A 14609-nucleotide genomic window follows, 5' to 3' on the forward strand; every position below is an offset into this window, starting at 1 on the left:
TCGCAGTACTAAGGCCGCCCCTGGCGCGGGGCCGGGGCGGCGTAAGGATTAAGCCTGGTTGAGGAGTGCGTCGAGATCGGCCTCGACACTGCTGATGCCGCGCATGCCGAACTGCTGGTTGAGGATCGCCAGGAGGTTCTCCGTCAGGAATGCCGGCGCGGTCGGCCCGGTATAGATATTTTTTACGCCCAGCGACAGCAGGGTCAGCAGGATGACGATGGCCTTCTGTTCGAACCAGGAGAGCACCAGGCTCAGCGGCAGATCGTTAACGCCGCAACCCAACTTCTCGGCCAGCTTGACCGCCAACATGATGGCGCCGTAGGCGTCGTTGCACTGGCCGACGTCCAGCAGGCGCGGTAGCCCCTCCAGGGTGCCGAACTCCAGCTTATTGAAACGGTACTTGCCGCAGGCCAGGGTCATGATCAGGCAGTCTTGTGGGATGGCTCGGGCGAAGTCGGTGTAGTAGCTGCGCTCGTCGCGGCTGCCGTCGCACCCGCCGAGCAGGAATACGTGGCGCAGCTTCTTCTGGGCGACCAGGTCGATCACGCTATCCGCCGCGTTGAGTAGGGTGGCGCGGCCAAAGCCGACGGTGATCCACTGCTCAATCTCACTGTAGGGGAAGCCGTCACACACCTGAGCCTGAGCGATCACCTGGCTGAAGTCATCCCCTTCCAGGTGACGAACGCCCGGCCAACCGACGATGCTGCGCGTCCAGATGCGATCGCTGTAGTTGCCGACGTTGGGATCGATGATGCAGTTGGAGGTCATCAGGATCGGGCCGGGGAAACGGGCGAACTCTTGTTGTTGATTCTGCCAGCCGCTGCCGTAGTTACCGACCAGATGGCGATACTTACGCAACTCAGGGTAGCCGTGAGCCGGCAGCATCTCACCGTGGGTGTAAACGTTGATGCCGAGGCCATCGGTCTGTTCCAGCAGCATCTGGAGATCTTTCAGATCGTGGCCGGAGATCAGGATGCATTTGCCGGCGACCGGTCGCACGTTGACCTGCGTCGGCGTCGGATCGCCGTAGGCGTCGGTCGAGCCCTTATCCAGCATCGCCATGATGGCGAAGTTCATCTTGCCGATGCCCATGGCGTTGTTGAGTAGGGTTTCCATGTCGCGCGGCTGGGTGCCGAGCCAGGCCATATAGTGGTGGTAGTCGGCGTAGATCGCCTCGCTGTGCTGGCCGAGAACATGGGCATGTTCCAGGTAGGCAGCGGCGCCTTTCAGGCCGTACAGGTTTAGCATGCGTAGACCATGGATGTCATCGCCGATCTCGGCGCGGTCGCTATTCAGGGCGAAGGCGGCCGCCTGCTGGCGGAGGGTGGCGATATCGTCGCCTGCCAGGCGCAGATCGGCCAGCGGATGGTCGCACTGCGTGCCTGGTGCCTTGGCCAGGCAGGCGGCGCGCAGGCTGTCACGCATCGCCAGGGCGTCACGGGCGTAGCCGATGATGCGTGCAGAGTCGAAGTTGACGTTGGTCAGGGTGGAGAAGAAGGCGCGCGGCGCAAAGCTGTCGATGGCGTGATCGCGGATGTCCAGCGTGCGGGCGACGAGCGCCCAGGCCGAGAGGCTTTGCAGCGCGGCGACCAGCAGATCTTGCAGATCGGAGGTTTCGGCGCTCTTGCCGCACATCCCTTGGGCGTAGGAGCAGCCGTTACCGGCCGGTGTACGGATGGTTTGCTCACATTGAACACAGTACATGGGGAACCCTCTGTTTAAAGTTGCATTTATTATGCTTGTTTTTGAGGGTAAGGCGGACGCGGGCAACAAAAAAGGAGTTTTTAATACAACTTCTACTTTGTTTGATTTAGCGCAAAATTAATTTGCGAATGGGAAGTATTTACGTGGAGTCGAGGCGGCGCGGTGCGCCGCCTCGGGCCTCAGGAGGAGAAGAGCGCCATCAACACCGGTGCCAACAGGCTCAATAGGAAGCCGTGGACGATGGCGGCCGGGACCAGTTCGAGACCACCGCTGCGCTGCAAGACGGGCAGGGTAAAGTCCATCGAGGTGGCGCCGCATAGCCCTAACGCACTGCCGCGATGGTGTTGGATCAGCGTCGGGATCATCATGATGGCGAACAGCTCGCGCGCCAGGTCGTTGAAGAAGGCGGCACTGCCGATCACCGGGCCAAAGGCCTCGGTCAGCATGATACCGGAGAGGGAGTACCAGCCATAGGCGGAGGCGATGGCCAAGCCGGTCTTAATCGGTAGGCCCAGCAGGGCCGCGGCCAGGGCGCCGCCAGCCAAGGCGCTGACGCAGACCACACAGCCGATCATCATCCCACGGCGGTTAAGGAGGATCTGTGTCGGTGACATGCCGCTGTTGCGTAGCTGGAGGCCGACCAGAAACAGCAACCAGATCAGCGCGTACTCGCTGGCGTGGGTCGCGTTGCTCAACCATGGCCATTGTGTCAGCCCCAACAGGAAGCCGCCGACCACCACGCCGCATAGCTTTAGCGACTCCAGCGCCATGTGCAGCCGCGAGGGCAGCGCCTCCTGGCGATGGGCGACACGCCAGGGATAACGTTTCTCCAGTAGCCACAGCGCCAGCAGGTTGGCACCGATGATCAGCACGAAGAATAGCGAGGCATACTTGGCGATCAGCCACAGGTTGCTGCCCAGGTTGTCGAGGAATGCCAGGCTGATCCCCATGAAGAACAGGATCAGATAGACCATCCAGCTCAGCATGCGGTTAATGAAACGGATCAGCGTCTTGTGATGCAGGGGCAGCAGGTAGCCAAGCAGCAGTGGCACCAGAATGATCAGGAGTCCAGAATACATAACAGCCTAACTTGTTAAATTTTAAAGCTAATACCGTACTGAAAAGGGGGAGGTGAGTAAAGCTGCAGCAGCCTAGCGGGTGATAAAAAGGTGTTTTTAGCTTTTTTCTCTGCGTACTTTTTAGAAAAGCAGCACAAAATGGCGCAACGACCGTGGCCTTACCTTGACCCGTTTACGCTTTGCCCGCATTCTCAAAGAGTGTGCAGCGACGAGAGAGGGATGGCATGTATCTGGAACGCATTGAGGTCGTTGGGTTTCGCGGGATCAATCGTATCTCGTTGTCGCTAGATGAGAATACCGTGCTGATCGGTGAGAACGCCTGGGGTAAGTCGAGCCTGCTGGATGCCTTGACGCTCTGTCTATCGCCACAAAACGATCTCTATCGTTTCGAGGCGCACGATTTCTATTTTCCACCGGGCGATGAGACGGCGCGCGAGCATCATTTGCAGATCGTCTTCACCTTCTGTGAAAGCCTACGCGGTCATGCCCGCTCCCGCCGTTATCACCGCCTGTCACCACTCTGGCAACAGGGCGAGGATCGCCTACAGCGCATCTACTTCCGGCAGGAGGGTGAGCTGAGCGACGATGGGACGGTCTGTACCTGGCGCTCCTTTCTCAACGAACAGGGGGAAGCGCTGGCGCTGCATCATGTCGACCTGTTGGCGCGCGAGCTGATCCGCCTGCATCCGGTACTGCGTCTGCGCGACGCCCGCTTCATTCGCCGCCTGCATCCTAACGTGCTGGCGGGGCGCCAGCACCCCGACCAGGGGCAGTTGGCACAGCAATTGGCCGATCTGACGCGCGAACTGGTGTGCAATCCGCAGAAGCTCAGCAACAGCGAATTACGTGCCGGGTTGGGCGCCATGCAACAGTTGCTGGAGCACTACTTCGCCGCCAATGGCGATGAGACCGCCGCCGGTGCTCGTCGGCGTCACCGCAACGAGATCATCCATGGCCGTCAGGCCTGGCGCTCCCTGGAAAACATCAATCAGATGATCGCCGAGTCGGGTAGCCGCAACATGCGGCTGATCCTGTTGGGGCTCTTCTCGACACTGTTGCAGGCGCAGGGGGCGGTGATCCTCGATCATCATGCGCGCCCGTTGCTGCTGATCGAGGATCCCGAGACGCGTCTGCATCCGATCATGCTGTCGGTCGCCTGGGGGCTGCTCAACCTGCTGCCCTTGCAGAAGGTGACCACCACCAACTCCGGTGATCTGCTGGCGCTGATGCCGGTCGAACGGGTGTGCCGCCTGGTGCGTCAGTCTGGGCGGGTGGCGACCTATCGCATCGGGCCGCGCGGTATGTCGCCCGAGGATAGCCGGCGCATCGCCTTTCATATCCGTTTCAATCGCGCCTCGTCGCTGTTTGCCCGCTGCTGGCTGCTGGTGGAGGGAGAGACCGAAGTCTGGCTACTGAGCGAGTTAGCGCGCCAGTGTGGCTACCACTTCGACACCGAGGGCATCAAGGTGATCGAGTTTGCCCAGTGTGGCCTGCGTCCCTTGATCAAGTTCGCCCGGCGCATGGGAATTGCCTGGCATGTGTTGGTCGATGGTGACGAGGCGGGGCGCAAATATGCCGCCACGGTGCGTGGCCTGTTAGATGGCATGCAGGAGACGGAGCGCGATCGCCTGACCATGCTGCCGGCGCCGGACATGGAGCATTTCATGTATCACGAGGGCTTTGCCGAGGTGTATCACCAGATGGCGGGCATCCCGGCCTCGGCGCCGATGGCGGCGCGTAAGGTGATCATCAAGGCGATCCACCGTTCCTCCAAGCCCGATCTGGCGATCCTGGTGGCGGCGCGGGCGGAGGAGGCGGGGGTGAGCCAGGTGCCGCTGCTGCTGAAGAACATGTTCTCGCGTGTGTTGTGGTTGGCGCGCGGCAAGGCGGATTAACGCGGCGGGGAGGGGGCGATGGTGCAAGACGGGGAGTTGGCGTTAGCCGCGCTACTCGGCTTGGCGCTCGGGTTTCCGTTGCATCGCCTATTGTGCGCGTTACCGCCGCCATTACTCCCCCCGCTCTGTTGGTATGACCGCCATATCTCTCCCTTTCCCGCTCCTGCGGCGTTGTCGTGTGGCCTGGCGGCGATCGCCCTGATCCTGGCCAACGTCCTGCCGCCTGGCGTGCCCTGGCTGTGTGGGATGGGTTTCTGCACCCTAACGCTGGGATTGGCGTTGCTCGATCGCGCCGCGCTGCTGTTACCCGATCGGCTGACATTGGCGTTGCTGTGGCTCGGGTTGCTCTGGCAGGCGAGTTATCGTCCCGCCGCCTTGCCCGACGCGGTGTTCGGCGCGGCGGCGGGTTATCTGCTGTTGTGGTTGGTAGCCTGGGGCTTCTGGTGCTGGCGTGGCATAGAGGGGCTGGGCGGCGGCGATGCCAAGTTAGTGGCGGCACTCGGCGCCTGGGTCGGCGCCTCACGCTTGCCGACGCTGCTGTTAGCGGCCTGCCTGCTGGCTTTGGCCGGTTTCACCTGGCGTGCCTGGCGCCAAGGGGGCTTGGTGCCGTATCCCGCCCCCTTCGGTCCGCCACTGGTACTGGCTGGGTTATGGCAAGGCTTGCCGCTGCTGTTGAGCGCGGCGAGTTAATCGGAGCTGGGCGCCTGGTCGAGGTGGTCGCGTAGCGCTTGCTGTAGGGCATCGAGCAGCTGATAGCGGCGGCGGTATTCGGCGCGCTTCTTACTCGGAATGCTCTCCGCTGGCTTACGCGTGGGCGTCAGGGGCAGGCTGAAGTAGCCCTCCTCATTCGGCTCGCCGTTGAGGGAGCGCCAGAAGCCATCGTAGTCGGCCAGCATTTGGGACTGCTTCTTGCGCCGATAACGCCAGTGGCTGTAAATATGATCGGCGTTGCCGACCGCCAGGATCTGCTGGCACCGCGCCCGTTGCGCGATCTCACTCAGTGCCTCGGCCAACAGGCGCTTAGGAAAGAGCCCATGACATGCCTTGGTCGCCGCCTGCGTGTAGCTGTGCGGCAGCGATGGTGAGGAGCCTTGCAGCCCGCCGATGAAGAGTGTGGGCACGCCATGATGCGTGAGCAGAGTGAAGGTGCAGACGGCGAGCAGATGATCCTGCTGATCGTGCAGGGAGAGGGAGAGTTCCCCCTCCTTGCCCAAGCGCTCCCTTACCGCTAGGCGCAGGGTGTAACTCTGCTCCTGCTTGCCGCAGACCTGCGCCAGGGTTAACGACTGGCCGCTATACAGCGCCTGGCGTTGTGCGTGGCTGAGCCAGTGGTCGATCAGGCGGTAATGTGTGCTTAAGGCGGCGATGATCTGGTGCCGGGAAAAACGGCGACTCAGATAGGGATGATGCAGGCGGCAAGGCAGACGGGGCTGGCAGCTCAGGATGGCATCGCGTTGCGCCAAGCTGGCCAGCATGGTCAGCAGTTGTCCGCTGGCGCGGGGCATTAACAGGGTACGCAGGGCAAATTTGGCGCGGAAGCTGGCCTTATGCCACAGCCCAGACGGGCGGTACTTCCCCTGTGCCAGCGCGGCGAATAGCGTGAAACCGGGGTGGGCGGGGCGGCGAGCGTGGCCGATCTCAAGAGTGGACATGGTGCGACCTGTCATGGCTGATGAACGATGTCAGCATTGTCGCGGAGCGAGTTTAAACCGTAGCACAATATGCTAAACGGTTGTTGGCGAGATAACCGCCGGGTTGAGCCGGGGTTGAGGTTAAGCGGGCACCAGCCGGGAGAGCCGGCTAGTGCGACCGCCGATTACGCGAGCGGCTCGTTGGGAAGGGGGATAATGGTGTCGGCATGATTGCCTTTCGGCCCAATATGAAGCTCAAACTGTACCCGTTGACCCGCCTTCAGCGTGCGGTAACCCTCCATTTGAATCGAGGTGTAATGGGCAAAAATATCGTCGCCGCCGCCGGCTGGACAGATGAAGCCAAAGCCTTTGGCGTTGTTAAACCACTTTACGGTACCCGTCTCCATGCTTATACATCCCTCGTTACGGTGGCAGATCGCGGCGGGTGGCAGCGATCACGGTTAATGAGATAAGACTGATTCAAGATCGGTTCTTAACCTGTCGCAGATGGGGCGGCAACAGCTTAGGAACAGACCCTACGGGCGGCGGCAAGCCATGCCACGGGCGAGTCACCGGGCGGTGAGGCGGCGGAGAATTCCATGCATCGACCGCTTGTCTACACTCTATTGATGCCCCTGTCGGCGTCAAGCATTGGTTATTTTTAGCGCGCTAACTTTTGGTTAAAGTTTGAGGTGGTTAACGCAATTGCGCACCGTTGCATTTTTTTTATCCTATTAAGCGGCCAGAACGCACGGCGGGCTGGTAATCTTATAGAGAGTTGTGATATCGCTCAGTAATGAATGATGACCGGCGATGCCGGGGGAAGGAAATAGGTAACAGATTGAAATGGCAAACTTGAACGATTGGCTGAATCTTGAACCCCTGGCCGATGAACGGACACGCGAGGCGGTGAAGCCGCCGTCACTGTATAGCGTCATCTTGAATAATGATGACTATACGCCGATGGAGTTTGTTATTGAGGTATTGCAAAAATTCTTTACCTACGACATCGAACGTGCAACGCAGCTGATGCTGACTGTGCATTATAAGGGAAAGGCGGTGTGCGGCGTGTTTACCGCTGAGGTGGCGGAAACCAAGGTGGCGTTGATCAACCGCTATGCGCGCGAGAATGACCATCCGCTGCTGTGCACGCTGGAAAAAGCCTGACCGGGTAACTGAAGAAGGGAGATGCCCATGCTCAACCAAGAACTGGAACTCAGTCTCAACATGGCGTTCGCCAGAGCGCGCGAGCATCGACACGAGTTTATGACTGTCGAACATCTGCTGCTGGCGTTGTTGTCCAACCCGGCGGCGCGCGAGGCGTTGGAGGCCTGTGCGGTGGATCTGGTCGCCTTGCGTCAAGAGCTGGAGACCTTCATCGAACAGACGACGCCGCAGTTGCCCCAGGGTGACACCGAGCGCGATACCCAGCCGACGCTGAGTTTTCAGCGGGTGTTGCAGCGGGCGGTGTTCCATGTGCAATCTTCTGGACGCAATGAGGTTAGTGGCGCCAACGTGTTGGTGGCCATCTTCAGCGAGCAGGAATCCCAGGCGGCCTATCTATTGCGCAAGCATGATGTCAGCCGGTTGGACATCGTTAACTTTATCTCCCATGGTACCCATAAACACGATGGCGGCCCCGAGGCGGGCGGTGGGAGCAGCGATGGCGCCAGCGGGGAAGAGGGCAACGCGGTGCCCGGCGGTGAAGAGCGGATGGAGAACTTCACCACCAACCTGAATCAGCTGGCGCGTGTCGGCGGCATCGATCCGCTGATTGGGCGCGATCGTGAGTTGGAGCGCACCATCCAAGTCTTGTGCCGTCGGCGCAAGAATAACCCGCTACTGGTTGGGGAGTCCGGGGTCGGGAAGACCGCCATCGCCGAAGGGCTGGCCTGGCGCATCGTACAGGGCGAGGTGCCGGAGGTGATGGCCGACTGTACCCTCTACTCGCTGGATATCGGCTCGCTGCTGGCCGGTACCAAGTATCGTGGCGATTTTGAGAAACGCTTTAAGGCGTTGCTGAAACAGTTGGAGCAGGACAGCAACAGCATCCTGTTTATCGATGAGATCCATACCATCATCGGGGCGGGCGCCGCCTCCGGGGGCCAGGTGGATGCGGCCAATCTGATCAAGCCGCTGCTCTCCGGTGGGCGTATCCGCGTCATCGGTTCGACCACCTACCAGGAATTCAGCAATATTTTCGAGAAGGATCGCGCCTTGGCGCGTCGCTTCCAAAAGATCGATATCAGCGAGCCGAGCGCCGACGAGACGGTGCAGATCCTCAACGGGTTGAAGGCCAAGTATGAGGCGCATCACGACGTGCGCTACACCGCCAAGGCGTTGCGGGCGGCGGTCGATCTGTCGGTCAAATATATCAATGATCGCCATCTGCCGGACAAGGCCATCGATGTGATCGACGAGGCGGGCGCGCGTAGCCGGTTGATGCCAGCCAGTCGGCGGAAGAAGACCATTAACGTGGCAGATATCGAGGCGGTGGTCGCGCGTATTGCGCGCATTCCAGAGAAGACCGTCTCCGCCAGCGACCGCGACGTGTTGAAGAATCTGGGCGAGCGTCTACGGATGCTGGTCTTCGGCCAGGATAAGGCCATCAGCGCTTTGACCGAGGCGATCAAGATGAGTCGTGCCGGGCTAAATCAGGATCATCGCCCGGTGGGATCGTTCCTGTTCGCCGGGCCGACCGGGGTCGGTAAGACCGAGGTGACGGTGCAGTTGGCACGCGCGCTGGACATTCCGCTGCTGCGTTTCGACATGTCGGAGTATATGGAGCGCCATACGGTGAGCCGCCTGATCGGCGCCCCGCCGGGCTACGTCGGCTTCGATCAGGGGGGACTGCTGACGGATGCGGTGATCAAGAGTCCGCATGCCGTGCTGCTGCTCGATGAGATCGAGAAGGCGCATCCGGATGTCTTTAACCTGTTGTTGCAGGTGATGGATAACGGAACCCTGACCGATAACAACGGGCGTAAGGCGGATTTCCGCAATGTGATCCTGGTGATGACTACCAACGCCGGGGTGCAGGAGACCCAACGCAAATCCATTGGCTTCAATCTGCAAGACAATAGCAGTGACGCGATGGAGGAGATCAAGCGGGTCTTCACGCCGGAGTTCCGCAACCGTCTGGATGGCATCATCTGGTTTAATCACCTCTCCAGCGAGATCATTCACCAAGTGGTGGATAAGTTTATCGTCGAGTTGCAGGCGCAGTTGGACGGTAAGGGGGTGTCACTGGAGGTGAGCGACGCCGCACGGAATTGGTTGGCGGAGCGGGGTTACGATCGGGCGATGGGTGCACGGCCGATGGCGCGAGTGATCCAGGAAAACCTGAAGAAACCGCTGGCGAACGAACTGTTGTTCGGCTCGTTGGTCAACGGTGGCTCCGTCAGCGTGGATGTGGTGAGCGGTGAGGGGAACCTGAGTTATCAGTTCCGCAGCACCCAGCAGCGTAAGGCCGAGGATGCCATGCCATAACCCCCGCGTGGGCGAGGTAAAGAAAGAGCGCCATCAGGCGCTCTTTTTTATGGTCGGAAGTCTATTCCGACCCGGAAGCCCCTCTTGCCGCTGCCGGTCAGAATCATGCTGCCGGGTATGCTAGCGCCCGCGGCACGGGAAAAAGCCTATCAGCGGCTACGGAAGACAATGCGGCCTTTGCTCAGGTCGTACGGGGTCAGCTCTACAGTGACTTTGTCGCCCGTCAGGATGCGGATGTAGTTCTTACGCATTTTACCGGAGATGTGAGCGGTAACGACGTGTCCGTTTTCCAGTTCTACGCGGAACATCGTGTTGGGCAACGTATCCAGAACGGTACCCTGCATTTCAATATTGTCTTCTTTGGCCATCGAATCCTCTAGGTATGAATACCACAGTTTTTAACCGGCAAGATAATGCCGAAAAACCCCGGTTATGTAAAGGCAAGTTAGCTTTGCCTGGGCGATTAAGGCGTAATCGGCGCAATTGGGGGGGGATCCCCCAGTGTAAGAGACTGCTGTCGCCAACAGCGTGCATCGAGCGACTGTCCTCGGCAGGCGAGCAGTTGTTGTAAATAATGGCGGCGTGGGATCTCCTCGGCGCCCAGGGAGGCCGTGTGGCTGTTTAACACCTGGCAGTCGATGAGTTGCCCGCCCATCGCCTGAAAATGGCGACAGAAGCTCCACAGCGCCATCTTGGAGGCATTGCTGACTCGACTGAACATCGACTCACCGCAGAAGAGCGTACCTAGCGCCACGCCATACAGGCCGCCGACCAGCTGTTCCCCTTGCCAGACCTCCACCGAATGGGCATGGCCCAGCCGATGTAACTGACCATAGGCCTGCTGTACGCTAGGGCCGATCCAAGTGCCATCGCTACGCCGTTCGGCGCACCCGGCGATGACGCCGGCGAAGTCGTGATTGAGGGTGACGCGTAGGGGAGTGCGCCGCGCCGCCTTGCGTAGGCTGTGGCTGATATGCAGCGCCGCAGGCGATAATACGGCGCGTGGATCCGGCGACCACCAGAGGATCAACTGCCCCGGCGAGAACCAGGGGAAGATGCCGCGTTGGTAGGCGAGCCATAGACGCTCCGGTTGCAGATCGCCGCCGATGGCCAACAGGCCATTCGGCTCACGCAGCGCCTGCTCCGGCGAGGGAAACGCCAGGGCGTGTTTATCCAGTTGCATGATGCGCATCAGGCGCCCTCCCTCTGCATCCGCTTAACGCTGCTGACTGCACAGCTGATAGTAACGGCCACGTGCCTGTAACAGCGACTCATGCCGCCCCTGCTCGACGATACTCCCCTCGTCCATCACACAGATACGATCCATCTGGGCCAGCCCCTGTAGCCGATGGGTGACCAGCAACAGGCTCTTCTGGGCGCAGTGTTGGCGCAGCAGCGCCAGGATTTGGCGCTCAGTTTCGGCATCCAGGCCCTCGGTCGGCTCATCCAATAGCAGTAACGGCGCCCGATGGAGCAGCGCGCGTGCGATGCCCAGGCGGCGTTGCTCACCGCCAGACAGCGGGCGGCCACCGTCGCCGAGCCAGGCATCCAACGCACGATCGTCCAGCAGGCGATCTAGACCGACCGCGCGTAGCGCTTCGCTGAGCTGGGCGTCGCTGGCCTCTGGGTCGGCGAGTAATAGATTATCACGCAGGGTGGCGCTGAAGATGTGGACCCGTTGGCTCACGACGGCACAGGCGGCGCGTAGCGCGCCCTCATCCAGGCTGTCGAGCGGGAGATCGTTGAGGCGGATCGTCCCCTGATCGTACTCCCAGGCACGGGTCAGCAGTTGCAACAGCGTCGACTTCCCGCAGCCGGTCCGCCCCAGTAAGGCGACATGCTCCCCGGCACGGAGCGTTAGCGTGACGCCATTCAGCACCGCCCGCGACTGACCGGGGTAACGGAAATGGACATCCTCGATGCTCAGGGCGATCGCTGCGTCCTCATCCAGCACCTTGCCCTGTTCGGGAAAGCGTATCTGCGGCGTTTGATCGATCAACTGCGCCACCCGCTGTGCCGAGGCCATCACCTGGCCCAGCTGTTGGAACGCGCCGGCGACGGGAGCCAGCGACTCGAAGGCGGCCAGCGTGGCGAAGACGAACAGGGCGATCAACGCACCCGGCGTCGGATCATCGGCGATGCCGCCAGCCGCCAGCCAGAGGATCAGGGTAAAGGTCAAACCGGAAGCGAGGATCATGATCCCTTGGGCGAGCGCACCCAGTGCCGCCTGACGCTGTTGTTGCTGCTGCCACTGCCGCTCTTTTTCCTCCAGCTGGTCGCGGAAGCGCCCCAACGCGCCGTAGATCGCCAACTCGGCGTTGGCACGGATCCAGCCGACTAACTGCGTGCGGTAGTCGGCGCGCAGCGAGGTCAAGGCGGCCCCGACCGGCTTGCCGGCGTGGTAGAACAGGATCGGCAGGCCGATCAACAGCAGCAACATGATGCCGCCGAGCGTCAGGGCGAGATGGACATCGAGCCAGGCGAGGCCGCACACCACCACCACGATGATCACCAGCGCGCTGATCAGCGGTGACAGTACGCGCAGGTAGAGGTGGTCCAGCGTATCGACATCGGCCACCAGGCGGTTGAGCAGTTCAGCCTGGCGGAAGCGGGCCAGGCCGCCGGGTGACAGCGGTAGCAGGCGGCTGAAGGTGAACACACGCAGGTGCGAGAGCACCCGGAAGGTGGCGTCGTGGCTGATCAGCCGTTCGGCATAACGCCCGGCCGTGCGGATGATGGCGGCGCCGCGAACCCCAGCGGCGGGCAGCATGTAGTTGAAGGTGACTAATCCGGCGAGTCCCGCCAGCGCGGAGGCGGCGAGGAACCAACCGGAGAGGGTCAACAGGCCGATGCTGGCCAGTAGGGTGACGATCGCCAGCACCATGCCGAGCGACATGCGGAACCAGTGTCGGCGGTAGAGGGCCAGGAAGGGCAGTAATACTCGCATGATTAAATCTCCTGACGACGGCTGGCGAGGAGGGTGGCGAAGGGGCTACCCCGTTGCTGGGAGAGGGCGGCGAAGTCCCCCTGCTGTACCAGCATGCCTTGATCCATCACCCAGATGCGATCGAAGTGCGCCAACTCGTCCAACTGGTGCGTGACCATCAGCGTGGTCTGGTTACGGGCGGCGGCTTGCAGGGCGCGCATCACTAAGCGTTCGCTATTGGCGTCCAGGCTGGCGGTTGGCTCATCGAGCAGCAACAGGCGGCAGGGGCGAATCAACGCACGGGCCACGGCGACGCGTTGTGCCTGGCCGACGGAGAGTCGCGCGGCGTCCTCTCCGATGGGGGTATCCAGTCCCTGGGGTAGTTGCGCCAGAAACTCGGCGACGTAGGCGCACTCGATCGCCGTCTGTAGTTGCGCCTCATCCGCCTGGGGATTGCCCAACAGGATGTTGTCGCGCAGGGTGGCGAGGGGGAGCGTCGGGTTTTGCCCGACCCAGGCTAACTGGCTGCGCCAGGCATCCAGGGCACTACTGACTAACGGTTGGCCGTCAATCAGCAACTCGCCACGATAGGGCAGGAAGCCGAGCAGTAGGTTGATCAATGAACTCTTCCCCGCGCCGCTGTGGCCAACCAGGGCGATACGCTCACCGGCGGCGATACGGAAGTTAAGCGGTCCGGCCAGTACCTGGCCTTGGGGCGAGAGGATTTCCAGGTTATGCGCCTCCAAGGTCAGCGCGCTGTCATGGGACAAGGTGGTGCAGGATGCGCTGGGAGGCGGCGTCGTATCGGCCGCCACCGTTTGCACGGCCTGAGCCTGATCGCTGTCATCGAGGAAGGTGACCAGTGCCTCCGCCGCCCCGATGGCCTGAGCCTTCGCATGGTAGAAGGCGCCCAGATCACGTAGCGGCTGGAAGAATTCGGGTGCCAGGATCAGCACCAAGAAGCCGGCGAACAGGGTCACGCCGTGATCATAGTGACCGAAGTTGAGCTCGCCTAAGTAAGAGAAACCGAAGTAGACCGCCACCACGGCGATCGATACCGAGGCGAAGAACTCCAACACCGCCGAGGAGAGAAAAGCCAGGCGTAATACCTCCATGGTGCGCTTGCGGAAGTCTTCCGATGCCTGGGCGATGTGCTGGGTCTCGGCCTGGGCGCGGTGAAACAGGCGCAGGGTATCCATACCGCGTAGGCGGTCGAGGAAGTTGGCGCTCAGACGGCTCAGGGCCAGGAAGTTACGCCGGTTGGCATCGGCGGCCCCCATCCCGACCAGCGCCATGAACAGCGGGATCAGCGGGGCGGTGGCGAACAGGATCAGCCCGGCGGCCCAGTTGATGGGAAAGACGGCGGCCAAGATCAACACGGGAATGGTCACCGCCAGTGCCATCTGCGGCAGATAACGGGCATAGAAGTCCTGCATCTCTTCGATCTGTTCGAGGATCAGCGTCGCCCAGTGACCGGCGGGGTAGCCCTGGATCCAGGCCGGCCCCAGCAACGCCAGGCGATCGAGCACCAGGGCGCGGATCTCGCGGCGTACCACCTGACCGCAGTGAAAACCGACGCGTTCGCGTAGCCAGCCCAAGAGCGCGCGCAGCACGATGGTGGCGATTAGTAGGGCGAAGTCGTTGAGCAGGGCGGAGCGTGGGGTGTGGTCGATGATGAGCTGTTGCAGTAGGGTGGCTAATAACCAGGATTGCGCGATGATTAGCAGACCGGAGAGGAGACCGAGCAGCATGGAGAGCCGCAGCCAGCGACGGGCTAGGCGGCTATGCTGTTTTAGCCACTGAGTGAGTTCGCGTTGTCGTTGTTTATTCATTAAGCGATCGTGTCTAGTCTGATGCAGGTGAATTAAGATCAGGCCCGGAGCAC

General features: G+C 61.3%; 12 protein-coding genes. 4 read left to right on the forward strand and 8 right to left on the reverse strand.

Translation table 11 applies throughout. The features are described 5' to 3' along the window. Positions 1-48: 48 nt before the first annotated feature. Both hcp and DCL27_RS05905 read right to left on the reverse strand, forming a co-directional pair. Positions 49-1704 (reverse strand): hydroxylamine reductase, encoded by a 1656-nt coding sequence (hcp, locus tag DCL27_RS05900; protein ID WP_035599182.1) that lies wholly within the window; start codon positions 1702-1704, stop codon positions 49-51. A gap of 179 nt (positions 1705-1883) precedes the next feature. Beyond that, positions 1884-2783, reverse strand: a complete 900-nt coding sequence (locus DCL27_RS05905; RefSeq protein ID WP_005287641.1) for a LysO family transporter — start codon at positions 2781-2783, stop codon at positions 1884-1886. A gap of 224 nt (positions 2784-3007) precedes the next feature. Here DCL27_RS05905 and DCL27_RS05910 point away from each other — a divergent pair, with 224 nt between their 5' ends. Both DCL27_RS05910 and DCL27_RS05915 read left to right on the forward strand, forming a co-directional pair. Then, positions 3008-4678 carry an ATP-dependent endonuclease gene (locus tag DCL27_RS05910; RefSeq protein WP_005287638.1) on the forward strand — a complete coding sequence of 557 codons (1671 nt, stop codon included), beginning with the start codon at positions 3008-3010 and terminating at the stop codon, positions 4676-4678. Positions 4679-4696: 18 nt separating this feature from the next. Further along, on the forward strand, positions 4697-5368 hold the full coding sequence (locus tag DCL27_RS05915; protein WP_035599185.1) for a prepilin peptidase: 672 nt from the start codon (positions 4697-4699) through the stop codon (positions 5366-5368). On the opposite strand, the gene DCL27_RS05920 is transcribed toward DCL27_RS05915, so the two are convergent. Together DCL27_RS05920 and cspD are read right to left on the reverse strand one after the other, a co-directional pair. Beyond that, entirely contained in the window at positions 5365-6330 is a 966-nt protein-coding gene (locus DCL27_RS05920) for a VirK/YbjX family protein (RefSeq protein ID WP_005296933.1), read from the reverse strand. The genes DCL27_RS05915 and DCL27_RS05920 overlap by 4 nt on opposite strands. 164 nt (positions 6331-6494) lie before the next feature. Further along, positions 6495-6716: a cold shock domain-containing protein CspD gene (gene cspD / locus DCL27_RS05925; RefSeq protein ID WP_005287631.1), complete on the reverse strand. Its 222-nt coding sequence runs from the start codon at positions 6714-6716 to the stop codon at positions 6495-6497. Between the two features lie 439 nt (positions 6717-7155). Here cspD and clpS point away from each other — a divergent pair, with 439 nt between their 5' ends. Together clpS and clpA are read left to right on the forward strand one after the other, a co-directional pair. Then, positions 7156-7476, forward strand: coding sequence for an ATP-dependent Clp protease adapter ClpS (clpS, locus tag DCL27_RS05930; protein ID WP_005287629.1), 321 nt, complete (start codon positions 7156-7158; stop codon positions 7474-7476). A 27-nt stretch (positions 7477-7503) separates the two neighbouring features. After that, positions 7504-9798, forward strand: coding sequence for an ATP-dependent Clp protease ATP-binding subunit ClpA (clpA, locus tag DCL27_RS05935; RefSeq protein WP_005296938.1), 2295 nt, complete (start codon positions 7504-7506; stop codon positions 9796-9798). A 149-nt stretch (positions 9799-9947) separates the two neighbouring features. On the opposite strand, the gene infA is transcribed toward clpA, so the two are convergent. The 4 genes from infA to cydD form a co-directional block, all read right to left on the reverse strand. Continuing rightward, a complete protein-coding gene (infA, locus tag DCL27_RS05940; protein WP_002211347.1) occupies positions 9948-10166 on the reverse strand; it encodes a translation initiation factor IF-1 in 219 nt (72 codons plus the stop codon). Positions 10167-10261: 95 nt separating this feature from the next. After that, positions 10262-10990, reverse strand: coding sequence for a leucyl/phenylalanyl-tRNA--protein transferase (gene aat / locus DCL27_RS05945; RefSeq protein ID WP_005287624.1), 729 nt, complete (start codon positions 10988-10990; stop codon positions 10262-10264). A 24-nt stretch (positions 10991-11014) separates the two neighbouring features. Next, the gene (gene cydC, locus DCL27_RS05950; RefSeq protein ID WP_035599188.1) at positions 11015-12745 is read right to left on the reverse strand and encodes a heme ABC transporter ATP-binding protein/permease CydC; all 1731 of its coding nucleotides are present in this window, start codon (positions 12743-12745) and stop codon (positions 11015-11017) included. A 2-nt stretch (positions 12746-12747) separates the two neighbouring features. Then, entirely contained in the window at positions 12748-14556 is a 1809-nt protein-coding gene (gene cydD, locus DCL27_RS05955; RefSeq protein ID WP_035599191.1) for a heme ABC transporter permease/ATP-binding protein CydD, read from the reverse strand. Positions 14557-14609: the final 53 nt, after the last annotated feature.

Origin of the sequence: Edwardsiella tarda ATCC 15947 = NBRC 105688, assembly GCF_003113495.2 — a bacterium.
Taxonomy (GTDB): Bacteria; Pseudomonadota; Gammaproteobacteria; order Enterobacterales; family Enterobacteriaceae; genus Edwardsiella; species Edwardsiella tarda.